Below are 26,070 nucleotides of genomic sequence, written 5' to 3'. Positions count from 1 at the left end.
TGCGCTCTCTTTAGAAGGCCCTGATGTCAGTTAGGTAACGGGTCTTTTCATATGTTTTTCAGTTTTGTCACATCACCGTCAAATGGCGCCGGCGCCCGTCATATGCTTGATTGAGTCACTATACGTCTGCTGTCGGGGTGCTATAGATCGCTGCCGAAGGGAAACAGAGATGTCAGACGAACAAAGTCGTATCACCGCACTCGAAGAATTGGTGGCCTATCAGGCAAAGACGATCGAGGAACTGTCCGATCAGGTGGCGGAGCAGTGGAAAGTGATCGAGCAGACGCGGCAGAAGCTCGACCGGCTGACCGAACGCTTCCTGACGCTGGAAGAACAGAGCCTGGACGCTCCGGCCATCACGAAGCCGCCGCATTACTGAGCGGCTTTGTCGGCGCAATCAGATCGACGGCCCGCGCTTCCGGCTGTGGCGTACCATCACGTTTCGGTGTTTCACGCGCCCGTGTGTAACAAAATGCCCGGTCCTCCCGTATCCCCTGGTGACGAGAGATTTTATAATCTCCGCTGAAAGGAGATCATCATGAACCGTGCATCGAAAGATACGATCCGCAAACGCCTGCCGCGTCTTGCCCGTCCAGCGGCTTTCGCAGCCGGTGCAATCTTGCTTGCCGGCGTGGCGTTCCAGTTCGTTACCAGCGCCTCGGCCGAAGACGCGCGTGTCATTCCGGCGCCGACGGTCGATGAAAAGCCGGGTTCCGGCGGTACGGAGACCACCGTGCTCGCTGGCGGTTGCTTCTGGGGCGTGCAGGGCGTGTTCCAGCATGTCAACGGCGTCATCAGTGCCACGTCGGGCTATACCGGCGGCAACAAGGATGCGGCGCATTATGAGATGGTGAGCACCGGCGATACCGGCCATGCCGAATCCGTGCGCATCGTTTTCGATCCGCACAAGATCAGCTACGGGCATCTGTTGCAAATCTACTTCTCGGTCGCCCATGATCCGACGGAGCTCAACTATCAGGGGCCGGACAGCGGCACGCAATATCGCTCGGCAATCTTCCCGACCAATGCCGAACAGGCCAATGTCGCCAAGGCCTATATCGACCAGCTCAATCACGCCAAGGTTTTCGACGCGGCTGTCGTCACCAAGATCGAGCCGGCACGGCAATTCTATGCTGCCGAGGACTATCATCAGGACTTCCTGACGACACATCCCAATTATCCCTACATCGTCATCAACGATCTGCCGAAGATCAAAAACCTGCAGCGCATTTTCCCGAAAGACTATCGCGCCGATCCAGTTTTGGTCGAAGCGAATGCCTCGGCGAATTGACTGAGTTCTATTTCACGCCGGCGGCGAGCTGCTGCCGGTGAGTGGGCAGGATCTGGTGTTCCGTCAGGGGTGCTAAAGGGATATCGCCGGGATTGGTCGGAGATATCCACCGTATTTCTTCGATCTCGGCGGCGGGCTGAATGACATCGTCGCCGATATCGAGGCGGAACACCTCGGCAATCACTTGATGATCCGGCTCGTTGGCGGCCTCGGCTTCGAAACGGCCGATAGGACTTAACTGTGTCTCGGCAAAGCGCAGGCCGATTTCCTCACTCAGTTCGCGGATCAGTGCGGCCGCGGCGGTTTCTCCGGCTTCGATCTTGCCGCCCGGCTGCATGAAGGCTGACGTTCCCCGCTTGCGGACCAGTAAGGTGTCGCCGTTGCCCCGCAGGATCAAGGCGGCTGCAATACGGATGCTCTTCATCAAGTCGTCCTCTGTCGTTTCCGTGCCCCCTCGTCGATATATCCAACTATGATGGCTGGTGACAGTCGCTACCAATTGCGGAAGAGTGGATTGTTTCCTGCTTGTCTGATGTATTGCTCGGCAAATCAAATCCTAGCCGAGAGTTCTTGCCACAATGATCGTCCGAGACAGGCCGAGTCTTTTTCAGCTTTTTTCATCGTCCGCGGTTCGGTCATTCGCCGGATACTGCCGCAGATCGTGGTGATTTTCCTGTTGTCGGCGTTGATCGTCTGGGGGCATGAAGAGCGTCCGAATGTAATCCTCTCGTTCAATGGATCGCCTTTTGCCCTGCTCGGCATCGCGCTTTCGATCTTCCTCGGCTTTCGCAACAATGCCTGCTACGACCGCTGGTGGGAGGGCCGGCGCGTTTGGGGTCAGCTCGTTTATGTTGCCCGCGGTTTTGCGCGGCAGACGCTCATTCTGGAATCGGCGGGAGAGAATGGTCGCCAGGCGCGCAGGAATTTGTTGCGGCTGACGATGGCTTTCACGCAGGCGCTGGTCTGCCATTTGCGGCCCGGCGGCAACGAGAACAAAGTGTTGAACCACCTGTCGCCCAGCGAAGCCGATTTCTATCATATGGCTCAAAATCGGCCCGATCTCTTGCTGCGCCTCATGTCGACGGACCTTGCACGACTCAAGGCTGCGGGTGACATTTCGGACATCCAATATCAGATGCTCGATGCCAGCGTCGGTCAGATGGGAGTGGTGCAGGCGGCTTGTGAGCGCATCCGCAACACGCCGCTTCCCTTCGGCTATACGCTGCTCTTGCACCGCACGGCCTATCTCTTTTGCTTCCTGCTGCCCTTCGGTTTCGTAGACACGCTCGGCTGGGGTTCACCCTTCGTGGCCGCTTTGGTGGCCTATACCTTCTTCGGTCTGGATGCCCTCGGTGATGAGCTTGAAGATCCTTTCAGCAATCGCCCGAATGCGCTGGCGATCGGCGCGCTGGCCGATACGGTCGAAATCAACCTTCGCGAAGCGCTCGGCGAAGCCGATCTTCCTCCAATGCCGCAGCCGAAGGATTTCGTGCTGATGTAGCGTTCAAAAAATATTTGCCGGGCGATGGAATAGGATCGGCTCGGCTTCCGTATATTGGGGTATGGAACGCAAAGGACGAACATTCGATGTTTTGGGGCAGCTCGGTTCGCTGAGACGCTATGCCCGTTCGCTCGTCCATAATGCGGATGAAGCGGAAGACCTGGTGCACGATGCGCTGGTCAAGGCCTATGAGCGAAAATCCTCTTTCCGGCGCGGCGCGAACCTGCGCACCTGGCTGCTTTCGATCCTGCACAATGCCCATATCGACCGGCTGCGCCAGACGCGTTCGCTCAATCGCCGCCATGAAGAGGCGGCTGCCGAATTCGACCAGGCCCTGCCGGCTTCGCAGGATCATGCCGTGCGCCTGAAGCAGGTGCGAGACGCTTTCTTCAACCTGCCGGAGGAGCAACGCGAAGCGCTGCATCTCGTGGCGATCGAAGACCTTTCCTATCAGGAAGCGGCATCTGCACTCGGTATTCCCGTCGGTACGTTGATGTCGCGCATCGCCCGCGCCCGCGCCAGCTTGAGAGATTTCGAGAACACATCACCCACGGTTTCGCATCTTCGACTGATCGGAGGCGGCAATGAAAACAATTGATCCCGTCATCGACGCCGATCTCGACGCCTATGTCGATGGTGAGCTGACCGTCGCGCGCCGCGTCGAGGTGGAATCCTACCTCTCGGAACATCCTGCGATCGCCGCCAAGGTGATGGCCGATATGAGTATCCGTGGCGAGCTGCGCATGGCACTGGCCGGCGGAGGACTGGCGGCGAAGGCGGAAACCCGCGAGGCCGCGCGGCGGCTGGAACGCGGGCTGGCTTATGGCCGGGTGCTGAGCTCGTTCCAGCGGGTTGCCGCCGTTGCCATGCTGATGGCCGCCGGCTGGGTCGCGCATACGTCCTTTGGCGCTTTCACCGCGAGCGAAGTCAACGCGTCCGTTCCGGTGCCGGCTTTCGTCGATGATGCGGTACAAGCTTACCGGGCGACAGCCTTGCGCGAAACGATGAAGTCGCAGCCGGCGCAGGCTGCCTTTAATCCGGATGAAATCCGCGCATCGACGGCGATCGTCCTGCCGGAACTGCCGCAGGGCTGGCGTGTCACCGATGCGCAGATCTATCCGTCCGGTTTCGGCCCGAGCGTTGAAATGACGATTGATGCCGGCAAAGGCGGTCAATTGTCGCTGTTTGCCGTCCGTCCGGGCAGTTTCGGTGTCCAGAAGGTCAGCCATGTCAAGCGTGACGATGTCCAGGCTGCCTATTGGCAGATCGGCGAGGTCGCTTACGCGCTGATCGGCGACGGCAAGGCGGCCGAACTCGATGGCGAGGCCGAAAAGCTCGCCCGCAGTCTGTACTAGTTTTGAATCAAAGGAGAACGACCATGAACCCGACCAATCCGCGATACGGCTATGGAGCCGCCGCTGGCTCGCAGGCGCTCTTCGACGAAGGTCTGCGCAAGCATATGCTGCGCGTCTACAATTACATGGGCATCGGCCTTGTGGTGACCGGTATCGTCGCGCTGATCGTCGGCACGACGCCGGCGCTCTATGTGCCGATCTTCCAGACGCCACTGAAGTGGGTCGTCATGCTGGCGCCGCTCGCCTTCGTGCTGTTCTTCTCGTTCCGCATCCAATCGATGTCGGCAAGCACGGCGCAGACAATGTTCTGGGCCTTCTGTGCGGTCATGGGCCTGTCGCTCGCTTCGATCTTCCTGGTATTCACCGGCACCAGCATCGCGCGAACCTTCTTCATTGCCGCAACGATGTTCGGCGCGACGAGCCTTTACGGCTACACGACCAAGCGTGATCTTTCCAACATCGGCTCGTTCCTGATGATGGGCCTGTTCGGCGTGGTCATCGCCAGCGTCGTCAATATCTTCCTGGGTTCGAGCGCGCTGCAGTTCGCGATCTCGGTCATCGGTATCGTCGTCTTCGTCGGCCTGACCGCCTGGGATACGCAGAACATCAAGGAACAGTATGCCGAAAACTACGATCAGGAGTCGTCGCAGAAGCTGGCCGTCTTCGGTGCGCTGTCGCTCTACCTGAACTTCGTCAACATCTTCCAGCTTCTCCTGAACTTCACGGGCGAGCGGGAGTAACACCGACAAAGATTGCGTCCTGGGGGTTCAAAGGGACGCATGACGCGCCTGCGGTATCTGCGCCGATACCGCAGGCGCAACTTTTTTGGGGGATCAGGAAACGGCGCGTTCGTCCATCCGGTCGCGCAGCATGCTCCAGGGGAGCAGCATATTCGGCGCGTTTCTATCGATGCGATCTGGCCGGAAAGCTTGGCGATTTAGATCGTTCCAAATTTTGATGCAATATTTCGAAAAATTGACTGCCGAGCAGATAATGCCTTTCGGGCATTGAAGGCAAATTAAATCCTATATTTTCCATGCGGTTCGCGAGCGCGCTCGTTCATCTTCGTATTTCTTCATTGACAAAATTTGGAACGTTCCAAATAATCACCGCAACAAAAGAATTTGAATCTCGCGGGGAGACGGATGAACAAGGGACGTGTCACGGTCATCGATATTGCGCATGCCGCCGGCGTGTCGAAATCGACCGTGTCGCTCGTTCTGCAGGGCAGCTCGCTCGTCAATGAGGCGACGCGAGCCAAGGTGAATGCGGTGATCCGCGAGCTTGGATACGTCTACAATCGCGGCGCCGCCAATCTGCGGCAGGCGAAGTCGAAGATCGTGGGTATCGTCGTCAACGATCTCACCAACAGCTTCTTTGCCGAGCTGGCCGTCGGCGTCGATATGGTTGTGCAGTCGGCAGGCTATGTGCAGTTCCTGTCCAATACCGGCGAGAGCATAGACCGGCAGCGCGAGGTCGTTGCCTCCATGCGCGAGCACGGTATTTCCGGCCTGATCGTCTCGCCGGCGCGCGGCACGGAAGCGGCGGACTTCAAGTCGCTGACCAATGCCGGCATTCCGGTGGTGATCGTCGTGCGCAATATTCCCGGGGCGAAGGTCTCGTCGCTGGTGTCGGACAATTTTGCCGGCGCATCGGCGGCGGTGGAGCATCTGGCCGGTCTCGGTCACCGCCGCATCGCCTTCATGGGCGGCTTTGCCAATACCGCCGTTTTTGCCGAACGGCTCGGCGGCTATCGCGATGCGCTGGCCAAGGCGGGAATAGCTTTCGACGATGATCTCGTCGTTGCCACCGCGCCGTCGCGTGCCGGCGGCGTGGAAGCGGTCGGCCGTGCCATGTTGCTCGCCAATAAGCCGACTGCGGCCGTGTGTTTCAACGATGCGGTCGCCTTCGGCGTCTGCGATGGACTGAGGGCGCGGCGGCTGGAGCCGGGCGTCGATTTTGCAGTGGTTGGTTTCGACGATGTGATCGAGGCCGAAAGTGCGGTGCCTGCACTGACGACGGTTTCCGTGGATCCGCAGGGCATGGGCCGGCGGGCAGCACAGTTGCTCCTGAAGCAGATCAATTCCGGCAAGGTGGAGGCAGAGGCGATCGTCAGCGCCGTGCGGCTGGTGGTGCGCCAGAGCTGCGGAGCCGGGCTGGATACAACGGCTAGGAGGGTCGTGTCATGAGCGGAGGTGTGAAATGGGGCTTGATCGGCGCAAGCACGATCGCCCGTGAATGGATGATCGGCGCAATTCGCGCGACCGGCGGCGACGTCGTCTCCGTGATGAGCACGGATGCGGAGCGCGGCCGTGCCTATGCGGCAGAGAATGGCATTGCCCAATCGGTGACGGATGTCGCCGACCTCGTGAGCGATCCCGATGTCGATGCCGTCTATATTTCGACGACCAACGAATTGCATCGAGACCAGACCTTGGCGGTGGTCAAGGCCGGCAAGCATGTGCTCTGCGAAAAGCCGCTGGCGCTGACGGTGGAAGATGCGCGGCTCATGGTGCAGGCTGCGAAGGGAGCCGGTGTGGTCATGGGCACCAACCATCATCTGCGCAACGCAGCCAGCCACCACGCGATGCGGGAGGCAATCGCCGCCGGCCGGATCGGCAAGCCGCTGAGCGCCCGCGTTTTCCACGCCGTCTATCTGCCGGCGCATTTGCAGGGTTGGCGGCTGGACAAGCCACAGGCGGGCGGCGGCGTCATTCTCGACATCACCGTTCATGACGCCGACACGCTGCGCTTCGTGCTGAACGATGATCCGGTGGAAGCGATCGCGCTCGGCCAGAGCGGCGGCATGAGCAAGGCCGGGCTTGAGGACGCCGTGATGGGCGCTTTGCGTTTCAAATCCGGCGTCATCGCCCAGTTCCACGACGGCTTTACCACGAAATATGCGGAGACCGGCTTCGAGGTGCACGGCACAGATGGATCGCTGATCGGCCGCAATGTCATGACGCAGCAGCCTATCGGTCATGTCTTCCTGCGCAACAGGGATGGTGAGACGGAGCTGCCGCTCCATCACCACAATCTCTACGAGACGGCGCTTGCCGCCTTTCATGCCGCGATCGAGGGCCGGGGAAAACCGTCGGCTACCGGCGAGGATGGCGTGTGGTCGCTGGCAACGGGGCTTGCCGTCGTCAAATCGGCTGCGACCGGCGAAGCCGCCAAGATCGTTCCAGGACTTTGAGCGTCACGATGAACAAGCACATCCCCCCCGCCGAGGCGGCTGCCCTGATCCCGGATGGCGCCATCGTTTCCGTCTCATCCTCCAGCGGTCTCGGCTGCCCGGACCTGATGCTGAAGGCGATCGGCGCGCGTTTCGACGCGACCGGCCATCCGCGTGACCTGACGACGCTGCATCCGATCGCCGCGGGCGATATGAGCGGCATCAAGGGCGTCGATCATATCGCCAAGAAAGGCCTGCTGAAGAAGATCATCGGGGGCTCCTATCCGTCCGGGCCGTCCAGTTCCGAGCCGCCGCTGATCTGGCAGATGATCGGCAGCAACGATGTGGCGGCCTATAATATTCCCTCCGGCATTCTCTTCGACATGCATCGCGAAGCAGCGGCCAAGCGTCCTGGCGTGTTGACCAAGGTCGGCCTCGATACATTCGTGGACCCGGAGCGCGAGGGCTGCGCCATGAATGCGGCAGCCGAGGCTGAGCCGGTGGTGAAGCGAACCCGTTTCGAGGGTGAAGACTGGCTCTACTTCAAGGCGATCGCGCCGCAGGTGGCGATCATCCGGGCCACGACCGCCGATGAGCGTGGCAATCTCACTTATGAACATGAAGGTGCCTATCTCGGCGGGCTCGATCAGGCACTCGCCGCCCGCAACAATGGTGGCATCGTGATCGCTCAGGTCAAGCGCCTTGCCAAGGAAGGCTCGCTGAAACCGCATGACGTGCGCGTTCCCGGTGTTCTCATCGACTATATCGTCGTCGATCAGGATCAGAAACAGACGACGCAGACGCTTTACGATCCGGCGATCTCGGGGGAAATCTTTCGGCCGCTCGACAGCTTCCGTGTGCCGGAATTCAATATTCAGAAGGTCATTGCCCGGCGGGTGGCGCAGGAGCTGCAATCCGGCAGCGCCGTCAATCTCGGCTTCGGCATTTCGGCCAATGTGCCGCGTATCCTGATGGAAGAGGGGTTGCATGGCGCGGTCACCTGGGTGATCGAGCAAGGAGCAGTCGGCGGCGTGCCGCTGCTTGATTTTGCCTTCGGCTGTGCCTCCAACGCAGATGCCTTCATGCCGTCGCCCTATCAGTTCACCTATTTCCAGGGTGGTGGCTTCGACGCCTCGCTTCTCTCTTTCCTGGAGATCGACCGCGACGGATCGGTCAATGTCTCCCGGCTTAGCTTCCGCCCGCATGTGACGGCGGGCGCCGGCGGCTTTGTCGATATCACGGCGCGGGCGAAGAAGATCGTCTTCTCCGGCATGTTCAATGCGGGTGCCAAGCTCGGTGTCGAGGATGGACGGCTCATCATCGAGAAGGAAGGCAAGCTCAAAAAGCTGGTGAACGCCGTCGAACACGTCACCTTCTCCGGCCCACGCGGCGTCGCGCAGGGGCAGGATATCACCTATGTCACCGAGCGCTGCGTGATGAAGCTGACGCCGGATGGTTTGTTGCTGACGGAGATTGCGCCCGGCGTCGATTTGGAGGCGCATATTCTCGATCAGTCGGAATTTCCGCTGCTCGTCTCCGACCGGCTGAAGGTGATGGATGCAGCTCTGTTCCATGAGACGCCGATCGGTCTGACGCTGCCTGCGAAGGCGAGCCGTGTTCTGGAAGGAGCACGCCATGGGTGAGATCAAGGTTTCCGTTGAGGGTTTCATCGCGACCATCATGGTCTCGCGGCCGGAGAAGCTTAACGCCTTCGATATCGACATGCTGAAGGCGCTGGCGGCTGCCTGTGACGACGTGGAGGCGAATGGTGCTGTGCGGGTCGCGATCCTCACAGGCGAAGGCAAGGCCTTTTCAGCCGGGGGTGATGTCAAGGCCTGGAGCGATATGGCGGCCAATGAGTTCGGTCATGCCTGGGTGCGCTTCGGCCATCGTGTCTTCGATCGGCTGGCGACGCTGCGCATGCCGGTGATCGCGGCATTGAACGGTCACGCGCTCGGCGGTGGGCTGGAGCTGGCGGCGGCGGCAGATATCCGCATTGCGGAAAGCCAGATCAGGATCGGCCTGCCGGAGACAAGCCTCGGCATGGTGCCCGGCTGGTCTGGTACGCAGCGGCTTACCAAGCGGTTTGGCGCCCAGATCGTGCGCCGCATGGTGTTGGGCGGGGAGATGTTTTCCGCCGAGGAGGCACGCGGCTACGGTCTCGTGGACGCCGTCGTCGAAACCGGAACGGTGCTTGCCGCGGCGAGGGAGTATGCAGCACGTATTGCTGCGCGCGGACCGGCGGCGTTGGAGATTGCGAAGCTGATGATCGCTTCGGCCAATGGCGAGGATAATGGCTCGGCTGTCGAGGCGTTGGGATCGATCTTGGTCGCCAAGACCGGCGACCTCAAGGAGGGCGTTGCGGCCTTTGCCGGCAAACGCACTGCCGAATTCAAGGGAGAATGGTGATGACGGTCCTTGTGAAGCCCCAAGCGCTTCCAGATGTCAAAGTGCGTGACTTCAAGATGCTGATCGACGGCAAATGGGTCGAAGGCGTCGAGACCGGTACGATCGAGCGTGTGGCGCCGAGCCATGGCGTCACCGTCAGTCGGTATAAATCCGCGACCAAGGACGATGTGCATAAGGCGATTGCCGCTGCGCGCAAGGCGTTCGACCACGGTCCCTGGCCGCGCATGACGGCGGCGGAACGCTCTAACATCCTATTGAAAGTCGCCGACATGATCTCGGCACGAGCCGAAGAGCTCGCCTACCTCGATGCGATCGAAGCGGGCAAGCCAATCACCCAGGTGCGCGCCGAGATCAGCGGTTCGGCCGATATCTGGCGCTATGCGGCCGCCCTTGCCCGAGACCTGCATGGCGAGAGCTACAATACGCTCGGCGACGGCACGATGGGCGTGGTGCTGCGCGAAGCGATCGGGGTCGTCTCGATCATCACACCCTGGAATTTCCCATTCTTGATCGTAAGCCAGAAATTACCATTCGCGCTTGCGGCGGGCTGCACGGCAGTGGTCAAGCCATCCGAGTTGACGTCAGGTTCGACACTGGTGCTCGGTGAGATCCTGATGGAGGCCGGCGTGCCGGCCGGCGTCGTCAATATCCTTGTCGGCACGGGTGCCGATGTCGGTGCGCCGATGACCAGCCATCCGGATGTCGATATGATCTCCTTCACCGGTTCGACCGGCGTTGGGCGACTGACCATGGCGAATGCGGCGCAGACGCTGAAGAAGGTCTCGCTCGAACTCGGCGGCAAGAACCCGCAGATCGTCTTTCCGGATGCCAATCTCGACGAGTTCGTCGATGCCGCGGTGTTCGGCGCTTATTTCAACGCCGGCGAGTGCTGCAATGCCGGTTCGCGGCTGATCGTCCATCGGGATATCGCTGAGGACGTTACGGCGCGTATCGCCAGCCTGTCGGAGAAAGTGAAGGTCGGCGACCCGCTCGACCCCTCAACGCAGGTCGGGGCAATCATCACGCCGCAGCATTTGCAGAAGATTCAAGGTTATATCTCCGGCGCGGCAAAGAGCGGCGCAACCGTGGCGCATGGCGGCAGCCAGATCGACTTCGGCTTCGGCCAATACATGGCGCCGACCATCCTTTCGGACGTCAAGCCAGAGATGGCGGTGGCGAAGGAGGAGGTGTTCGGGCCCGTCCTTTCCGTGCTGACGTTCGACACGACCGAAGATGCGATCCGCATCGCCAATTCTGTCGACTACGGCCTTTCCGCCGGCGTCTGGAGCCGCGATTTCGATACGTGCATGACGATCGGGCGGCGGGTGCGGGCCGGCACGATCTGGATGAATACCTTCATGGATGGCGCGGCGGAACTGCCCTTCGGCGGCTATCGCCAATCAGGGCTGGGGCGTGAGCTCGGCCGGCATGCGGTGGAGGACTATACCGAGACAAAAACGCTCAACATGCATATCGGCCGACGCACCGGCTGGTGGATGCCGAGGTAGGATCGGATCGATGGCGGTTTGGGCGCGAACAACCCGACAAAACAGCGACGCGATAGCGGCATCAGCCGGTCGTCGTCGTCGTGGGAAAGCCGATTTGCGGCGGCTGCAACAATTGCAGGTCGTCGGCTTCCGGGTTGGCGATGCGCTTCAGCAGGATACGGCCGAGCTGTTCGCCCGCCGCCGTCAGGTCTTCATAAATCGTATCGACCTTCGGCTGAATCTGGCTGAGCAGCCGCGAGGTCTGCTTGGCAACGATATCGTAATTCACGCTCAGGGTGTGCCCGAGATCGCTCAGGGCACTGATGGCGGCGAGTGCGGAAACTTCGCCGGGACAGATGAAACCATCCGGGGCATCCGATGCCTCGGCGCGACGACGGAAGTGATCGCGCACCATATCGGCCGGCGAATCGAGGTTGATATTCTCGGGGATCTCATAGGCGATGCCGGCCTGGCGGACGGCCGTCATGAAACCGTGCAGCATGTGCTGGTGGAAGGTGAGGCGCTTTGGCGGCAGCACGATCGTCACCTTGCGCCGACCCTTGGCGATCAGGCGGCGTGTGGCCTCGTAGGCAAAGGCGAAATTGTCGTAGTCGACGAAGGGATGCGGTGTCGAGAATTCCGTGCGTCCATGGCACACGAAGGGAAAGCCGTGTTCCAGCAGCCGGCGCACACGCGGGTCGAGCGGCTCGGTTCGCGAGAAGATCAGCCCGTCGGCGAGATTGTTGCGCAGGATATAGTCGACCGCATCGATGTTGCTGGTCGCCAGGGAGTTGGGCATGACGATCAGGTGGTAGGAGGTCTTCTGCAGGGCCTTAGTGATGCCGTACATGATCGAGGTGCCGAAGCCGACGACCTCCTCGTGGGGGTCGAGAAGGATGCTGATCACATTGGTGCGCCCCGTTTTCAAACGCTGGGCGGCGCGGTCAGGCATATAGCCGATGTCACGAGCGACTTGATGCACCCGCTGCCGCGTCTCCAGCGAGATCTGCGGCGCATCACTCAGCGCTCGCGATACCGTGGTCACAGCGAGACCGGTCAATTCCGCAATCGTCCGCAAAGTCGGTTTGGCACTTCCAGGCTTAGTTGGAGAGGAGGGTAGGTCGGTCAAACTCACGGTCCTGTCATGGCTCGGTCCTGGCAATCTACCGCGAGTATCGGCAGTACACAATCCAACGAATGAAAACGTTTTAAATTTACGCTTCGCCTCGAAGTTCCCAGGAGAAGTAGCGTAATACGCTAGTTTTAAAGCGATTTCTGCATAGATCGACAGTTGAATTGGATGCTTGACATAGCTCATTTATAACGTTTTAAATTGAGCGTCTGACCCTGAAAGGCCATGACGAGTTTTGTTCTTTACGGGGAGTGAAGGGCAGGGGCGGCGGGAGGAGGTCTTGCTGCTCATCTAACGAAAACCGGGAGGAAAATATGCGTAAATTGATGACATCAGTGGCTGCTGCTGCCCTTTTGATGACGGGCGCGGTGACCATGGCGCATGCTGGCGAAAGCGTCGAAGTCCTGCATTGGTGGACCTCGGGCGGCGAGGCGACGGCACTGGAAGTGCTGAAGAAGGACCTGGAATCGAAGGGCATAAGCTGGGTCGATATGCCGGTCGCAGGCGGTGGCGGTAGCGAGGCCATGACCGTGCTGCGCGCCCGCGTCACCGGCGGCAACCCGCCGACCGCCGTGCAGATGCTCGGCTTCGACATTCTCGACTGGGCCAAGGAAGGCTCGCTCGGCAATCTCGATGCAGTCGCCAACAAGGAAGGCTGGGACAAGGTCGTCCCGACCGCCCTGCAGAAGTTTTCCAAATATGACGGCCACTGGATCGCCGCGCCTGTGAACGTCCACTCCACCAACTGGGTGTGGATCAACAAGGAAGCGCTGGACAAGGCCGGCGGCAAGGTGCCTGCGAATTGGGACGAGCTGATCGCGCTGCTCGACAACTTTAAGAAACAGGGCATCACGCCGATCGCCCATGGTGGCCAGCCGTGGCAGGATGCGACGATCTTCGATGCCGTCGTGCTCTCGTTTGGCAACGACTTCTACAAGAAGGCCTTCATCGATCTCGATCCCGATACGCTCGGCAGCCCGAAGATGAAGGAAGCTTTCGACCGCATGACGAAGCTGCGCTCCTATGTCGACGACAACTTCTCCGGCCGCGACTGGAACCTTGCTTCCGGCATGGTCATCGAAGGCAAGGCCGGCCTGCAGTTCATGGGCGACTGGGCCAAGGGCGAGTTCCTGAAGGCAAAGAAGGTGCCGGGCAAGGATTTCGTTTGCATCCGCTTCCCGGGAACGCAGGGCTCGGTAACCTTCAACTCTGACCAGTTCGCGATGTTCAAGGTGTCCGCCGACAAGGTCCCGGCCCAGATGCAGATGGCGTCCTCGATCGAAAGCCCGACGTTCCAGTCGGCCTTCAACGTCGTCAAGGGCTCGGTCCCGGCCCGCACCGACGTGCCGGATACCGCCTTTGACGATTGCGGCAAGAAGGCGATCAAGGATCTGGCCGAAGCCAACAAGAACGGCACGCTGTTTGGTTCCATGGCCCATGGCCATGCCAATCCGGCCGCCGTCAAGAATGCGATCTACGACGTCGTAACCCGCGAATTCAACGGCGATCTGTCGTCTGACGATGCGGTCAAGGAACTCGTCTCGGCGGTTGCGGCTGCGAAGTAAGGTATTCGGAGCGAGCCCCCCCCCTCATCCGCCCTTCGGGCACCTTCTCCCCGAGGGGAGAAGGGAATAGGGCGCCCTCGACGGTCTCTCGGCTTCTTTGGAATCGAGAGGATGCGGCGATCGAGGTCGTCCCCTCTCCCCTCGGGGAGAGGGCTAGGGTGAGGGGGCGTTCCGTTCGCAGTTCGCATGTTTGGAACCCGCGTCCATTCGGGACGCGTTAAAACTGGTGTTCGACCCATGAACAGTCGCAGCCGAATGCAGGAGCTGTTGCCCAAGCTGGTGCTGGCCCCGAGCTTCGTTGTCATTCTAATCTTCGTATATGGCTTCATCGCCTATACCGGCTATCTGTCGCTAACCGACAGCAAGATGCTGCCGTCCTATAACCTCGTCGGCTTTGCCAACTACAGCAAGCTCTGGGCGCTGCCGCATTGGTGGCGGGCGATCACCAATCTCGGCATCTTCGCCTCGTTCTATATCATCATCTGCTCGGTCCTCGGCGTCGCTTTGGCGATCCTGCTCGATCAGAAAATCCGCGCCGAAGGGCTGTTGAGGCCGATCTATCTCTATCCGATGGCGCTGTCCTTCATCGTCACGGGGACGGCGTGGAAATGGTTCCTCGATCCCGGCATCGGGCTTGAGAACACCATGCATCTCTGGGGCTGGGAGAGTTTTTCCTTCACCTGGATCAAGGATTCGAAGATGGCGATCTATTGCGTCGTCATCGCCGCCGTCTGGCAGTCCTCGGGCTTTGTCATGGCGATGTTCCTCGCCGGACTTCGCGGCGTCGACAATGAGATCATCAAGGCGGCGCAGATCGACGGCGCGTCTGCCATTACCACCTACCGCCGTATCATCATTCCGCTGATGCGGCCGGTGTTCCTTTCGGCCTTCGTCGTGCTCGCCCATCTCGCCATCAAGGCCTACGACCTGATCGTGGCGCTGACCGGCGGCGGGCCGGGGCAGGCGACCGAACTGCCGGCCACCTTCATGTATTCCTACACCTTTACCCGCAACCTGATGGGCATCGGCGCCTCGTCGGCGATCATCATGCTGGCGATGATCTTTGCCATCATCATTCCCTATCTCTATTCGGAAATCGGCGGAGGGAAACGCACATGAGCAGCCCCAATCCGCAAAACGCCATCTCGCACGGCAAGCTGACCCGCGGGCTGATCTATGCGGCACTGATCCTTTTTGCCGTCTATTACCTGCTGCCGCTCTATGTGATGTTGGTCAATTCCTTCAAGCCGCTCGAAGAGATCCGCCAGGGCGGGATGCTGAACCTGCCGAAGACCTGGACGGTCGAGCCATGGATTTCGGCTTGGTCGACGGCACAGATCGGCGTGCAGCCGACGGGGCTCAGGCCCTTTTTCATCAACTCGATCCTGATGGTCGTGCCCGCCGTTGCGATCTCCACCATGGTCGGAGCGCTGAATGGCTATGTGCTGACGAAGTGGCGCTTCCGCGGCGCTGAAATCTTCTTCGGCATGCTGCTGCTTTCCTGCTTCATCCCGTTCCAGATCGTGCTGATCCCGATGGCGCGCATTCTCGGTTTCTTCGGCATCGCCGGAACCATCTGGGGACTGATCCTCGTCCATATCGTCTATGGCCTCGGCTTCACCACGCTTTATTTCCGCAATTATTACGAGGCGTTTCCCACCGAGCTGGTGCGCGCTGCGCAGATCGACGGGGCGAGCTTCTTCCAGATTTTCCGGCGTATCCTGCTGCCGTCCTCCGGGCCGATCATCGTCGTCTCCGTCATCTGGCAGTTCACCAATATCTGGAATGACTTCCTGTTTGGCGCTTCGTTCTCCGGACCCTATTCGACGCCTATGACGGTTGCGCTCAACAACCTCGTTTCGTCGTCGACAGGGGTCAAGGAATACAATGTCCACTTCGCCGGCGCGATCCTCGCCGCCCTGCCAACCCTCATCGTCTACATCGTCTCCGGCCGGTTTTTCGTCCGTGGACTGATGTCCGGCGCCGTCAAGGGATAAGACCATGTCCTTCCTGAAAATCACCAATCTGCGCAAGTCCTATGGATCGCTCGAAATCCTGAAGGACATCAATATCGAGATCGAAAAGGGCGGGTTTCTTGTGCTCGTCGGCCCATCCGGCTGCGGCAAGTCCACCCTGCTCAACACCATTGCCGGGCTGGAGCCGATCACCTCGGGCGACATCGCCATTGCCGGCCGTTCGGTCAACGGCCTGCCGCCGTCTCAGCGCGACATTGCCATGGTGTTCCAATCCTATGCGCTCTATCCGAACATGACGGTTGCCGGCAACATCGCCTTCGGCATGGAAATCCGCAAAGTTCCAAAGGAGGAGCGCGAGAAGGCGATCAAGCAAGTGGCCGACATGCTGCAGATCGGCCACCTGCTCGACCGCAAGCCGAGCCAGCTTTCCGGCGGCCAGCGCCAGCGTGTCGCCATGGGCCGGGCGCTGGTGCGCGATCCGCAGGTCTTTCTGTTCGACGAGCCGCTCTCCAACCTCGACGCCAAGCTGCGCGTCGACATGCGCACCGAGATCAAGCGCCTGCACCAGCGCATGAAGACGACGATCGTCTACGTTACGCATGACCAGATCGAGGCGATGACGCTAGCGACGAAAATCGCTGTGCTGAAGGATGGCGTCCTGCAGCAATTCGGCACGCCGGCGGAAATCTACAATCATCCTGCCAATATGTTCGTCGCGGACTTCATGGGCTCGCCCGCCATGAACCTGCTGACTGCGACGGTCGAGAGCGGGCCGACGGGATTGCAGGTGTCGCTAGATCGGCCGAACGGTGCCGCGCCCTTGAAGTTGCCCGTCAACGGGAGCGGCGCTGCTCTCGGCGCCCATGCCGGCAAGGATGTGATCTTCGGCATCCGGCCGGAGGCGCTGACCGACCTTGACGGTGCAGACCGCAATGCCCATTCGCTCGCCGAGGGTGATTGCCTGATCGAGGTGGTCGAGCCAGCGGGTTCGGATACTTTCGCGATCGTCCGCCTCGGCGGCAAATCCGTGGTGGCGCGGCTGCGCGCCGACGCCCGTATCGCTGCCGGCCAGACGACGCGGCTTGCCTTCAATCTCGACAAGGCGGTGTTCTTCGATCCGCAGAGCCAAATTCGGATTGGATGAGCGGCCGCATGGAAGAACCGGATATCGTCATCATCGGCTCGGGAATTGGCGGCTCGACCATTGCTTCCGGCCTTGGCGCCTCGGGCGCCAATATATTGATCCTCGAGGCCGGCGAGAGACTGGAGGATCGGCCGGAAAACCGCGACCAGCGGGCGATCTTTGTGCGCGGCCATTTCCGCCCGAAGGAGACGTGGTACGAGAAGGGCGGCAAGGGGTTCAATCCCGGCAACTACTACAATGTCGGCGGCAATTCGAAATTCTATGGCGCAGTGCTGATCCGTTACCGGCGCGAGGATTTCGAGGAGATGCGGCATCTGGATGGCGTATCACCGGCCTGGCCCTTTCCCTATGAGGAGCTGGAACCCTGGTATAGCGAGGCGGAACAGCTCTACCAGGTGCGCGGCAGCCTCGGCGACGACCCGTGGGAACCACCGCATTCGCGCCCCTATCCGTTTCCACCCGTTCCCGATGAGCCGGCGATCGCCAGTGTCCGCAAGCGGCTGAAGCAAAACGGCATGCATCCGCATCCGCTCCCGCTCGGCGTCGATATCGATAAATGGCTTGCCAAGGGCCGTACGCCCTGGGATGCGCATCCCCATAGCGCCGATGGCAAGATGGATGCCGAGACGGTGGCGCTTGCCAAGGCTCTGCAATATCCGAACGTCAAGCTGAAGACCGGCGCGCGCGTCACGCGGCTTCAGGCCGCCGCTGATGGCCGGATGATCGCCGCCGTGCATTATTCCGCCTATGGGGAGGCGCATGTCGTGCGGCCGAAGCTGGTGATCCTTGCGGCCGGGGCTGTGCAGTCGGCGGTGCTACTGCTGAGATCGGCTGATGATGCCAATCCGCGCGGGCTTGCCAATCGCTCGGATCAGGTCGGCCGCAACTTCATGAACCACAATTCCTCGGCCTTGCTGGCGATTTCGCCCTGGTATCGCAACGATTCCATCTATCAGAAGACCTTCGGCTTCAACGATTTCTATCTCTCGGATGGTGAAGGCGGGCCGCCGCTTGGCAATGTGCAGCTTTTGGGGCGTGTTTCCGGCACGATCCTCAAGGCTAATATGCCGACCGTGCCGGAATGGCTGCTGAACAGGCTTTCCGCGCATGCCATCGATTTCTACGCCATGAGCGAGGATCTGCCGTCGCCGGAAAGCCGGATCATGGTCGAAGGCGACCGTATCGTGCTGCAATGGGTGCGCACCAATTGGCAGGCGCATCTCGATCTGGTGAAGAAGCTGAAGGGTGTGCTGCGCAAGGCCGGTTTCCCGATCGTTCTATCCCGTCCGTTCGACAAGCGCACGCCGTCGCATCAATGCGGCACGGTCAAGATCGGCACTGACGGCTCAAGCGCGCCGCTCGATGTCTATTGCCGCGCCTTCGATCACCCCAATCTTTTCGTTGTCGACGCCAGCTTCCTGCCGACGTCTGCGGCGGTGAATCCGGCGTTGACGGTGGCTGCTCAAGCGCTGCGCGTCGCGGACCATATCGTGCGGGAGGAGCTTCGGTCATGAAGGCAAGGCGCCCGGTCGCCGTCGTTACCGGCGGCCGCAAGGGGATCGGTTTCGGTATCGCGCAGGCACTGGCCGGGTGTGGTTTCGATCTGGCGATCACCGGTATCGAGACCGAGCCGCCGCTGGCGGAGCTCGTGGAATTGAAGGCAAGCGGCGGGCGGGCGATCTATCTACGGTCCGATCTTGCCGAGCTCTCGGGACACGCAGCAACCGTCGAGGCGATCCGGGCGGCTTTGGGCGAGATCGATTGCCTGGTCAACAATGCCGGCATCGGCCCCGTCGTGCGCGGCGATTTCCTGGATTTGGCGCCGGAAAATTTCGACCGGATCATCGACGTCAATCTGCGCGGTACGGTGTTTTTCACCCAGGCCGTCGTTCGTTCGATGCTGGTGGCGAAGACATCGCCGACGCCGCGTTCGGTGATCAACATCACCTCGGTCTCGGCAGCGCTGAGCTCGCCGGAGCGGCTGGATTACTGCATCAGCAAGGCCGGCCTTTCGGCCTTTTCGCAGGGGTTGGCGCTGCGGCTGGCGAAGACCGGCATTGCCGTCTTCGAAGTTCGCCCCGGCATCATCCGCACCGACATGACGGCGCAGGTGTCGGAGAAATATGACGCATTGATCGACGGGGGTCTCGTGCCGATGAGACGCTGGGGCGAGACGGGCGATGTCGGCAGCATCGTCGCAGCGCTTGCCAAAGGCGGTTTTGGCTTTGCCACGGGGTCGGTAATCCCCGCGGATGGTGGGCTGGGGATCGGGCGGTTGTGAGCCGCGGTCCATCATAAATTTGAGGACTGGAAATGACCTACGACTACATCATCACCGGCGCCGGACCCGCGGGTTGCGTGCTCGCCAATCGCCTAAGCGAGGACCCTTCGGTGAAAGTCCTGTTGCTGGAAGCCGGCGGCGGTGACTGGAATCCCTTGTTCCATATGCCGGCCGGCTTTGCCAAGATGACCAAGGGCGTGGCGAGCTGGGGGTGGGAGACGGTTCCGCAAAAGCATATGAAAGGCCGCGTGCTGCGCTATACGCAGGCCAAGGTGATCGGTGGCGGTTCCTCGATCAATGCGCAGCTTTATACGCGCGGCAATGCCGCCGACTACGATCTCTGGGCACGCGAGGATGGCTGCGAGGGCTGGGACTATCGCAGCGTATTACCTTACTTCAAACGGGCCGAGGACAATCAGCGTTTTGCCGATGACTATCATTCCTATGGCGGGCCGCTTGGCGTTTCCATGCCGGTGTCGGCGCTGCCGATCTGCGACGCCTATATCCGCGCCGGCCAGGAACTCGGCATCCCCTATAACCACGATTTCAACGGCAGACAGCAGGCGGGCGTCGGCTTTTATCAGTTGACGCAGCGCAATCGTCGCCGCTCGTCGGCCTCGCTGGCCTATCTGTCACCGATCAAGGATCGGAAGAACCTGACGATCCGCACCGGTGCGCGGGTGACGCGGATCGTGCTCGAAGGCCGCCGGGCTGTCGGCGTCGAAGTGACGACGGATAAGGGCGTCGAGATTATCAGTGCCGAGCGGGAAGTGCTGGTTTCCTCCGGCGCCATCGGCTCGCCAAAACTGCTGCTGCAGTCAGGCATCGGCCCGGCTGATCATCTAACCTCGGTCGGTGTGCCAGTGGCGCATGATCTTCGCGGCGTCGGCGGCAATCTGCAGGACCACCTCGATCTTTTCGTCATTTCGGAATGCACCGGCGACCATACCTATGACAATGTCGCCAAGCTGCATCGTACGCTCTGGGCCGGTCTGCAATATCTGCTCTTCCGCTCCGGTCCCGTCGCCTCGTCACTCTTCGAGACCGGCGGCTTCTGGTATGCAGATCCCGATGCCCGTTCGCCGGATATCCAGTTCCATCTTGGCCTCGGCTCCGGCATCGAGGCCGGTGTCGCGCGGCTGAAGAATGCCGGGGTGACATTGAATTCCGCCTATTTGCACCCACGCTCGCGTGGCACGGTGCGGCTCTCCTCGTCCGATCCAGCGGCCGCGCCGCTGATTGATCCGAACTATTGGAGCGATCCGCATGACGTGAAGATGTCACTGGAAGGGTTGCGGATCGCTCGCGAAATCATGAGCCAGGATGCGCTGAAACCCTTCGTGCTGGCGGAGCGGCTGCCGGGCGGCAAACTGAAGACGGAAGAACAATTATTCGACTATGGCTGCGCCAACGCCAAGACCGACCATCATCCTGTCGGCACCTGCAAGATGGGCACGGACGCCATGGCGGTCGTCGATCTCGAGCTGAAGGTGCGGGGGTTGGAAGGTCTGCGGGTGTGCGACAGTTCCGTTATGCCGCGCGTGCCTTCCTGCAACACCAACGGCCCGACGATCATGGTTGGCGAGAAGGGCGCGGATATCATCCGCAACCGCGATCCGTTACCGCCGGCGATTTTCTCCTGGGAAAGGAATGATACGCGGCCGCGAGCGCGGGCGGATGTGCGCTGACAGAGCGCTACTGGCAGAGTTTAGAGTTTGCGCGGGAGTGCGGTACCCCCCTCTGTCCCTTTCGGGACATCTCCCCCACAAGGGGGGGGATCGTTGGGAGAATTTGGCTCTCCCTCGTTAAAACAACAAACCTCAGTTGCTGCAGGTTCTGTGTTCGTTTGAGGCGAAGAGATACTGCGAGTTACCAATCTCCCCCCCCTTGTGGGGGAGATGTCCCGAAAGGGACAAAGGGGGATATCAGAGGTGCGGCATATTCAAAATTCGCTTCCTCCGCCCCCCTTCTCTGGAAGGCTAGCAGTTGCTTACCACTCGGCTACGCTGCCATCTTCATGGCGCCAGACCGGGTTGCGCCAGCGATGGCCTTCCTTGGCGCGTTCGATGACGTAGGCTTCGTCCACTTCCACGCCGAGGCCGGGGCCTTGTGGGATGCTGACGAAACCGTCGGCATATTTGAAGACCTCCTTGTTGGAGATGTAGTCGAGGATATCGTTGCCCTTGTTGTAGTGGATGCCGAGGCTCTGTTCCTGGATGAAGGCGTTGTAGCTGACGGCGTCGACCTGTAGGCAGGCGGCAAGCGCGATGGGGCCGAGCGGGCAATGCGGTGCCAGTGCCACGTCATAGGCTTCCGCCATCGCCGCGATCTTGCGGCATTCGGTGATGCCGCCGGCATGGCTGAGGTCGGGCTGCAGGATGTCGACATAGCCGTCAGACAGAACCGACTTGAAGTCCCAGCGCGAATAGAGCCGCTCGCCGAGCGCGATCGGCGTCGAGCAATGATTGGCGATTTCCTTCAGCGCTTCGCGATTTTCGGAGAGCACCGGCTCTTCGATGAAGAGCAGCTTGTAGGGCTCGAGTTCCTTGGCAAGAACCTTGGCCATCGGACGATGGACGCGGCCGTGGAAATCGACGCCGATGCCGATATAGGGGCCGATCGCGTCGCGGATGGTGGCGATCGTTTCGACGGCCTTCTCCACCTTGTCATAGGTATCGACGATCTGCATTTCTTCGCAGCCGTTGAGCTTGATCGCCTTGAAGCCTCGGGCGACCACGTCCTTGGCGTTGTTGGCGACGTCGGAAGGGCGGTCGCCGCCGATCCAGGAATAGACCTTGATCTTGTCGCGGACCTGGCCGCCCAAGAGCGAATGGATCGGCTGACCCAGCGCCTTGCCCTTGATATCCCACAGTGCCTGGTCGATGCCGGCAAGGGCCGACATATGGACGGCGCCGCCGCGATAGAAGCCGGCGCGGTACATGACGTTCCAGTGATCCTCGATCAGGAATGGGTCCTTGCCGATCAGATAGTCTTCCAGCTCGTGCACAGCGGCCTGGACGGTCAGGGCCCGGCCTTCGACCACTGGTTCGCCCCAGCCCGTGATGCCCTCGTCGGTCTCGATCTTCAGGAACATCCAGCGCGGCGGCACGATATAGGTCGTCAATTTGGTGATTTTCATGGGAAGCTTCCGTTTCGGCTTTTGGATCATATCAGCGGCGCCAGGCCGCGGATTTCGGGGTTTCAGGTCTTGTTTTTCTCCGCTCGCCCGCTCGCCTTTTCGGCGGCGCCAAGGTCGCGGGCGGCAAGGTCGAGCATGCGATGGGCGCAGTCGCGCGCGGCAGTGCGGTTGCGCAGGCGCAGCGCTTCCACCAGGTCGCCATGGACAGCGATTGCCTCGTCGCGGCTGTCGACGGCGACATTCGAGGCGTGCAATGCGTATTTCAGGCCGGCATGAATGGCGCTCGACAGGCGGCGGAACACCTGGTTGTGGCTGGCGTTCAAGAGCACTGTATGGAACATGACGTCGGCTTCGGTGAAGCGTTCGGGATCGTCGCCTGAGTCGCGCATCTGCCGCCAGGCCTTTTCGAGATCGGCAATCTCCTGGGCGGTGGCGCGCTCGGCGGCATATTCGGCGGCGACCGGCTCAATGGTGCGCCGCGCCTCGAGGATGCAGCCGAGAATATCGAATTCGACGATATAGGGCCCCATCCATTCCAGCACGTCCTGATCGAGGATATTCCAGTCGTCCTTGTCGCAGACGGTGGTGCCGATGCGCGGCTTGCCACGCACGAGCCCCTTCGATTCCAGGATCTTCAGGGATTCGCGAATGACGGTGCGGCTGACGCCGTAAATGTCGCAGAGATCGTTTTCGCGCGGTAGAGGCGAGCCGGAAGGGTAGCGTTCAGAACAGATATCCTGGGCGATCGCGGCGGTAACGTTCTTGCGCACGCGCGGACGGCGTTCCGGTGCCTCGTTCAGCCTGTGCTCTTGCTGTTCAAACGAATCCAATTGCCTTCTCCGCCGTCGCTCTCCCCACGCGGCCTAGCCTCTGCTTAGCGGAATTTATTCCGCATGGCGATAAGCGACGGCGCGTTTGGCGAGTCATCCTTTCCAAAAGTCACACTATTATAATCATCATACATTGGCAATTGACTGGTATGATGATTTATCATAATTCAAGAGCACTGCCAGGGAGGGCAGTTTCTTCGTTTCGGATTTTTGGGAGAGAGACATGCGCTTTTTCAAAGCAGCCATTTTGGCTGGCACGGTTGCGGTCATCGCCGCCACCTCCGCCTTCGCCGCAGATGTGAAAATCGGTTTCGTGGTCAAGCAACCGGAAGAACCCTGGTTCCAGGACGAATGGAAGTTCGCCGACATCGCCGCCAAGGAGAAGGGCTTCACGCTCGTTAAGATCGGCGCGCAGGATGGCGAAAAGGTTCAGGCCGCGATCGACAATCTCGGCGCCCAGGGTGCGCAGGGCTTCATCATCTGCACGCCCGATGTCAAGCTCGGCCCCGGCATCGTTGCCAAGGCGGCTGCCAACCAGCTCAAGCTGATGACCGTCGACGACCGTCTGGTCAGCGCCGACGGCAAGCCGCTGGAAGATGTGCCGCATATGGGCATTTCCGCCACCAAGATCGGCGAGAGCGTCGGCCAGGCGATTGTCGATGAAATCAAGAAGCGCGGCTGGGACATGAAGAATGTCGGCGCCATCCGCGTTTCCTACGACCAGCTCCCGACCGCCGTCGATCGCGTCGAAGGCGCCATCTCGGTGCTGAAGGGCGCCGGTTTCCCAGCCGCGAACATCTATGACGCGCCGCAGGCCAAGACCGACACGGAAGCAGCGCTGAATGCTGCGACGACCGTGCTCAACAAGCATGCCGACGTGAAATATTGGATCGCCTTCGGCCTCAACGACGAAGCCGTGCTCGGCGCTGTCCGGGCAACGGAATCTGTTGGCATTCCCGCCGCCAACGTCATCGGTGTCGGCATCGGCGGCGCGGACTCGGCGATCAACGAGTTCAAGAAGCCGCAGCCGACGGGCTTCTTCGGCACGGTTATCATCTCGCCGAAGCGTCACGGCTACGAAACCGCGATCAACATGTACGACTGGATCGCCAACAGCAAGGAGCCGCCGAAGCTGACGCTGACCTCCGGTTCGCTGGCGCTGCGCGGCGATTATCAGAAGGTCCGCAAAGATCTCGGCATCGAATGATCATCCTCCCGGTATGATCACGGCCCGGTGGCAACCTTGCCGCCGGGTCCTTTTACCAGCGAGAGAAACATGGCCTTTCTCGAATTCAACGGTATTTCCAAGAGCTATCCCGGCGTTCAGGCGCTGTCGAACATCACTTTCCCGGTCGTCAAAGGCGCGGTGCATGGGCTGATGGGTGAAAACGGCGCCGGCAAGTCGACGCTGATCCGCATCCTTTCTGGCGATCAGGCGGCGGATGCGGGCACGATCACCATCGACGGTCAGGAACAGCATTATCATTCGGTGCGGGATGCCTTTCACGCCGGTGTCACCGTCATCCACCAGGAACTGCAATTGGTGCCGGAACTGACGGTCGCCGAAAACCTGTGGCTCGGCCGCTTTCCGGCCAAAGCCGGTATCATCAACGGCAAGACGCTCATCGACACCGTGCGCGCCAAGCTCAGGGAGATCGGCATCGATGTCGATCCTGCGGCCAAGGTGTCGTCGCTGTCGATCGGCGCGCGGCAGATGGTGGAAATCGCCAAGGCCGTCATGGTCGATGCCCGTGTGATTGCGCTCGACGAGCCGACGTCGTCGCTCTCTTCTCGAGAGAGCGAAATCCTATTTTCGCTGATCGAGCGGCTGAAATCGAACGGCACCGTCATTCTCTACGTCTCGCATCGGCTGGACGAGATTTTCCGGCTCTGCGACAGCCTGACGGTGCTGCGCGACGGCAAGCTCGCGGCACACCATCCCGACATCAAGCAAGTAACGCGCGAGCAGATCATTGCCGAAATGGTCGGCCGCGAGATCAGCAATATCTGGGGCTGGCGCGAGCGGCCGCTCGGACCTGTCCGGCTGGAGGTTAGGGGCCTTTCAGGATCGAGACTTCCGACGCCGATCAATTTCTCCGTCTGCAGGGGCGAAATCCTCGGCTTCTTCGGCCTGATCGGCGCCGGCCGCAGCGAGATGGCGCGGCTGTTGTTCGGCGCGGATCATCGCCATCAGGGTACGGTCGCCATCGATGGGGTCACGGTTGCTCCGAACAATCCCAAGGCGGCGATCCATGCCGGCATGGTGCTCTGCCCGGAAGACCGCAAGCTCGATGGGATCATCCAGGGGCGCTCGATCCAGGAGAATATCGCCATCTCCTCGCGGCGGCATTTCTCACCGTTCGGCATATTGAGCCCTCGCAAGGAGGCGGCCCTTGCCGATCAATTCATCGCCAGGCTGCGCGTGCGCACGCCATCGCGCAAGCAGGACATCATCAATCTTTCCGGCGGCAATCAGCAGAAGGTCATTCTCGGCCGCTGGCTGTCCGAACAGGGCGTCAAGGTGCTAGTCATCGACGAGCCGACGCGCGGTATCGATGTCGGAGCGAAATCGGAAATCTATGAAATCCTCTATGAGCTTGCGGCCGGCGGCATGGCGATTGTTGTCATCTCCAGCGAGTTGCCGGAGGTCATGGGCATTTCCGACCGCATCATGGTGATGTGTGGTGGCAAGGTCGCCGCCGATGTGGCGCGGGCGAATTTCAACGAACACCAGATTCTGACCGCCGCACTGCCGGACAAAAACGCCGCAAGCGCATTCTGACTA

At 60.7% G+C, this 26,070-nt stretch carries 23 protein-coding genes and 1 pseudogene; 20 read left to right on the top strand and 4 right to left on the bottom strand.

From position 1 onward, the window contains the following. Positions 1 to 169: 169 nt before the first annotated feature. Both C9E91_RS16655 and msrA read left to right on the top strand, forming a co-directional pair. Positions 170 to 379 carry a SlyX family protein gene (locus tag C9E91_RS16655; RefSeq protein WP_107109365.1) on the top strand — a complete coding sequence of 70 codons (210 nt, stop codon included), beginning with the start codon at positions 170 to 172 and terminating at the stop codon, positions 377 to 379. A gap of 159 nt (positions 380 to 538) precedes the next feature. Next, positions 539 to 1,291: a peptide-methionine (S)-S-oxide reductase MsrA gene (gene msrA / locus C9E91_RS16650; protein ID WP_107109364.1), complete on the top strand. Its 753-nt coding sequence runs from the start codon at positions 539 to 541 to the stop codon at positions 1,289 to 1,291. 7 nt (positions 1,292 to 1,298) lie between these two features. On the opposite strand, the gene C9E91_RS16645 is transcribed toward msrA, so the two are convergent. Further along, on the bottom strand, positions 1,299 to 1,715 hold the full coding sequence (locus tag C9E91_RS16645) for an NUDIX hydrolase (RefSeq protein WP_107109363.1): 417 nt from the start codon (positions 1,713 to 1,715) through the stop codon (positions 1,299 to 1,301). Positions 1,716 to 1,869: 154 nt separating this feature from the next. Here C9E91_RS16645 and C9E91_RS16640 point away from each other — a divergent pair. The 9 genes and pseudogenes from C9E91_RS16640 to C9E91_RS16600 all read left to right on the top strand — a co-directional run bounded on the left by C9E91_RS16640 (position 1,870) and on the right by C9E91_RS16600 (position 11,239). Then, positions 1,870 to 2,792: pseudogene (locus tag C9E91_RS16640) on the top strand (bestrophin family protein). Between the two features lie 61 nt (positions 2,793 to 2,853). Continuing rightward, positions 2,854 to 3,390 carry a sigma-70 family RNA polymerase sigma factor gene (locus C9E91_RS16635; protein ID WP_107109362.1) on the top strand — a complete coding sequence of 179 codons (537 nt, stop codon included), beginning with the start codon at positions 2,854 to 2,856 and terminating at the stop codon, positions 3,388 to 3,390. Further along, positions 3,377 to 4,147, top strand: coding sequence for an anti-sigma factor family protein (locus C9E91_RS16630; RefSeq protein WP_107109361.1), 771 nt, complete (start codon positions 3,377 to 3,379; stop codon positions 4,145 to 4,147). The genes C9E91_RS16635 and C9E91_RS16630 overlap by 14 nt, the downstream gene beginning before the upstream one ends. A gap of 23 nt (positions 4,148 to 4,170) precedes the next feature. Further along, on the top strand, positions 4,171 to 4,887 hold the full coding sequence (locus C9E91_RS16625; protein ID WP_107109360.1) for a Bax inhibitor-1/YccA family protein: 717 nt from the start codon (positions 4,171 to 4,173) through the stop codon (positions 4,885 to 4,887). Between the two features lie 405 nt (positions 4,888 to 5,292). Next, positions 5,293 to 6,336, top strand: a complete 1,044-nt coding sequence (locus C9E91_RS16620; RefSeq protein ID WP_107109359.1) for a LacI family DNA-binding transcriptional regulator — start codon at positions 5,293 to 5,295, stop codon at positions 6,334 to 6,336. After that, a complete protein-coding gene (locus tag C9E91_RS16615; protein ID WP_107109358.1) occupies positions 6,333 to 7,343 on the top strand; it encodes a Gfo/Idh/MocA family protein in 1,011 nt (336 codons plus the stop codon). Before C9E91_RS16620 ends, C9E91_RS16615 begins: the two co-directional genes overlap by 4 nt. A gap of 8 nt (positions 7,344 to 7,351) precedes the next feature. After that, on the top strand, positions 7,352 to 8,965 hold the full coding sequence (locus tag C9E91_RS16610; RefSeq protein ID WP_107109357.1) for an acyl CoA:acetate/3-ketoacid CoA transferase: 1,614 nt from the start codon (positions 7,352 to 7,354) through the stop codon (positions 8,963 to 8,965). Continuing rightward, entirely contained in the window at positions 8,958 to 9,731 is a 774-nt protein-coding gene (locus C9E91_RS16605) for an enoyl-CoA hydratase/isomerase family protein (protein ID WP_107109356.1), read from the top strand. Before C9E91_RS16610 ends, C9E91_RS16605 begins: the two co-directional genes overlap by 8 nt. Then, a complete protein-coding gene (locus tag C9E91_RS16600; RefSeq protein ID WP_107109355.1) occupies positions 9,731 to 11,239 on the top strand; it encodes an aldehyde dehydrogenase family protein in 1,509 nt (502 codons plus the stop codon). Before C9E91_RS16605 ends, C9E91_RS16600 begins: the two co-directional genes overlap by 1 nt. Positions 11,240 to 11,300: 61 nt before the next feature. Here C9E91_RS16600 and C9E91_RS16595 read toward each other — a convergent pair whose 3' ends face one another. After that, positions 11,301 to 12,353, bottom strand: coding sequence for a LacI family transcriptional regulator (locus tag C9E91_RS16595; RefSeq protein WP_414124348.1), 1,053 nt, complete (start codon positions 12,351 to 12,353; stop codon positions 11,301 to 11,303). A 311-nt stretch (positions 12,354 to 12,664) separates the two neighbouring features. Here C9E91_RS16595 and C9E91_RS16590 point away from each other — a divergent pair, with 311 nt between their 5' ends. The 7 genes from C9E91_RS16590 to C9E91_RS16560 all read left to right on the top strand — a co-directional run bounded on the left by C9E91_RS16590 (position 12,665) and on the right by C9E91_RS16560 (position 21,004). Further along, positions 12,665 to 13,915 (top strand): ABC transporter substrate-binding protein, encoded by a 1,251-nt coding sequence (locus C9E91_RS16590; RefSeq protein WP_107109353.1) that lies wholly within the window; start codon positions 12,665 to 12,667, stop codon positions 13,913 to 13,915. Positions 13,916 to 14,152: 237 nt separating this feature from the next. Then, positions 14,153 to 15,034 (top strand): carbohydrate ABC transporter permease, encoded by an 882-nt coding sequence (locus tag C9E91_RS16585; RefSeq protein ID WP_107109352.1) that lies wholly within the window; start codon positions 14,153 to 14,155, stop codon positions 15,032 to 15,034. Next, on the top strand, positions 15,031 to 15,912 hold the full coding sequence (locus C9E91_RS16580) for a carbohydrate ABC transporter permease (RefSeq protein ID WP_107109351.1): 882 nt from the start codon (positions 15,031 to 15,033) through the stop codon (positions 15,910 to 15,912). Before C9E91_RS16585 ends, C9E91_RS16580 begins: the two co-directional genes overlap by 4 nt. A 4-nt stretch (positions 15,913 to 15,916) precedes the next feature. Next, positions 15,917 to 17,035, top strand: a complete 1,119-nt coding sequence (locus C9E91_RS16575; protein ID WP_107109350.1) for an ABC transporter ATP-binding protein — start codon at positions 15,917 to 15,919, stop codon at positions 17,033 to 17,035. Between the two features lie 8 nt (positions 17,036 to 17,043). After that, positions 17,044 to 18,549, top strand: a complete 1,506-nt coding sequence (locus tag C9E91_RS16570; protein WP_414124349.1) for an FAD-dependent oxidoreductase — start codon at positions 17,044 to 17,046, stop codon at positions 18,547 to 18,549. Continuing rightward, the gene (locus C9E91_RS16565; RefSeq protein WP_107109348.1) at positions 18,546 to 19,316 is read left to right on the top strand and encodes a 3-ketoacyl-ACP reductase; all 771 of its coding nucleotides are present in this window, start codon (positions 18,546 to 18,548) and stop codon (positions 19,314 to 19,316) included. Before C9E91_RS16570 ends, C9E91_RS16565 begins: the two co-directional genes overlap by 4 nt. A gap of 32 nt (positions 19,317 to 19,348) precedes the next feature. Continuing rightward, positions 19,349 to 21,004 carry a GMC family oxidoreductase gene (locus C9E91_RS16560; RefSeq protein WP_107109347.1) on the top strand — a complete coding sequence of 552 codons (1,656 nt, stop codon included), beginning with the start codon at positions 19,349 to 19,351 and terminating at the stop codon, positions 21,002 to 21,004. Positions 21,005 to 21,306: 302 nt separating this feature from the next. Here C9E91_RS16560 and dgoD read toward each other — a convergent pair whose 3' ends face one another. Further along, complete coding sequence (dgoD, locus tag C9E91_RS16555) at positions 21,307 to 22,455, bottom strand: galactonate dehydratase (RefSeq protein ID WP_107109482.1); 1,149 nt, start codon at positions 22,453 to 22,455, stop codon at positions 21,307 to 21,309. Positions 22,456 to 22,517: 62 nt separating this feature from the next. After that, positions 22,518 to 23,285, bottom strand: coding sequence for a FadR/GntR family transcriptional regulator (locus C9E91_RS16550; protein ID WP_107109346.1), 768 nt, complete (start codon positions 23,283 to 23,285; stop codon positions 22,518 to 22,520). A gap of 223 nt (positions 23,286 to 23,508) precedes the next feature. On the opposite strand from C9E91_RS16550, the gene C9E91_RS16545 reads away from it, so the two are divergent. After that, the gene (locus C9E91_RS16545) at positions 23,509 to 24,492 is read left to right on the top strand and encodes an arabinose ABC transporter substrate-binding protein (RefSeq protein WP_107109345.1); all 984 of its coding nucleotides are present in this window, start codon (positions 23,509 to 23,511) and stop codon (positions 24,490 to 24,492) included. Positions 24,493 to 24,561: 69 nt separating this feature from the next. Next, positions 24,562 to 26,067: an L-arabinose ABC transporter ATP-binding protein AraG gene (gene araG / locus C9E91_RS16540; RefSeq protein WP_107109344.1), complete on the top strand. Its 1,506-nt coding sequence runs from the start codon at positions 24,562 to 24,564 to the stop codon at positions 26,065 to 26,067. The last annotated feature ends 3 nt before the right edge of the window (positions 26,068 to 26,070 follow it).

This window comes from Rhizobium sp. SEMIA4064, from assembly GCF_003025035.1.
Taxonomy (GTDB): Bacteria; Pseudomonadota; Alphaproteobacteria; order Rhizobiales; family Rhizobiaceae; genus Rhizobium; species Rhizobium paranaense.
The sequence above is the reverse complement of the archived record's forward strand: the minus strand, read 5'-3'. Positions and strand labels throughout refer to the sequence as shown.

Bases quoted from the DNA above. Each gene is read 5' to 3' on its own strand.
- C9E91_RS16655 (WP_107109365.1), top strand. From the start codon at position 170: ATGTCAGACGAACAAAGTCGTATCACCGCACTCGAAGAATTGGTGGCC.
- msrA (WP_107109364.1), top strand. From the start codon at position 539: ATGAACCGTGCATCGAAAGATACGATCCGCAAACGCCTGCCGCGTCTT.
- C9E91_RS16645 (WP_107109363.1), bottom strand. From the start codon at position 1,715: ATGAAGAGCATCCGTATTGCAGCCGCCTTGATCCTGCGGGGCAACGGC.
- C9E91_RS16635 (WP_107109362.1), top strand. From the start codon at position 2,854: ATGGAACGCAAAGGACGAACATTCGATGTTTTGGGGCAGCTCGGTTCG.
- C9E91_RS16630 (WP_107109361.1), top strand. From the start codon at position 3,377: ATGAAAACAATTGATCCCGTCATCGACGCCGATCTCGACGCCTATGTC.
- C9E91_RS16625 (WP_107109360.1), top strand. From the start codon at position 4,171: ATGAACCCGACCAATCCGCGATACGGCTATGGAGCCGCCGCTGGCTCG.
- C9E91_RS16620 (WP_107109359.1), top strand. From the start codon at position 5,293: ATGAACAAGGGACGTGTCACGGTCATCGATATTGCGCATGCCGCCGGC.
- C9E91_RS16615 (WP_107109358.1), top strand. From the start codon at position 6,333: ATGAGCGGAGGTGTGAAATGGGGCTTGATCGGCGCAAGCACGATCGCC.
- C9E91_RS16610 (WP_107109357.1), top strand. From the start codon at position 7,352: ATGAACAAGCACATCCCCCCCGCCGAGGCGGCTGCCCTGATCCCGGAT.
- C9E91_RS16605 (WP_107109356.1), top strand. From the start codon at position 8,958: ATGGGTGAGATCAAGGTTTCCGTTGAGGGTTTCATCGCGACCATCATG.
- C9E91_RS16600 (WP_107109355.1), top strand. From the start codon at position 9,731: ATGACGGTCCTTGTGAAGCCCCAAGCGCTTCCAGATGTCAAAGTGCGT.
- C9E91_RS16590 (WP_107109353.1), top strand. From the start codon at position 12,665: ATGCGTAAATTGATGACATCAGTGGCTGCTGCTGCCCTTTTGATGACG.
- C9E91_RS16585 (WP_107109352.1), top strand. From the start codon at position 14,153: ATGAACAGTCGCAGCCGAATGCAGGAGCTGTTGCCCAAGCTGGTGCTG.
- C9E91_RS16580 (WP_107109351.1), top strand. From the start codon at position 15,031: ATGAGCAGCCCCAATCCGCAAAACGCCATCTCGCACGGCAAGCTGACC.
- C9E91_RS16575 (WP_107109350.1), top strand. From the start codon at position 15,917: ATGTCCTTCCTGAAAATCACCAATCTGCGCAAGTCCTATGGATCGCTC.
- C9E91_RS16570 (WP_414124349.1), top strand. From the start codon at position 17,044: ATGGAAGAACCGGATATCGTCATCATCGGCTCGGGAATTGGCGGCTCG.
- C9E91_RS16565 (WP_107109348.1), top strand. From the start codon at position 18,546: ATGAAGGCAAGGCGCCCGGTCGCCGTCGTTACCGGCGGCCGCAAGGGG.
- C9E91_RS16560 (WP_107109347.1), top strand. From the start codon at position 19,349: ATGACCTACGACTACATCATCACCGGCGCCGGACCCGCGGGTTGCGTG.
- dgoD (WP_107109482.1), bottom strand. From the start codon at position 22,455: ATGAAAATCACCAAATTGACGACCTATATCGTGCCGCCGCGCTGGATG.
- C9E91_RS16545 (WP_107109345.1), top strand. From the start codon at position 23,509: ATGCGCTTTTTCAAAGCAGCCATTTTGGCTGGCACGGTTGCGGTCATC.
- araG (WP_107109344.1), top strand. From the start codon at position 24,562: ATGGCCTTTCTCGAATTCAACGGTATTTCCAAGAGCTATCCCGGCGTT.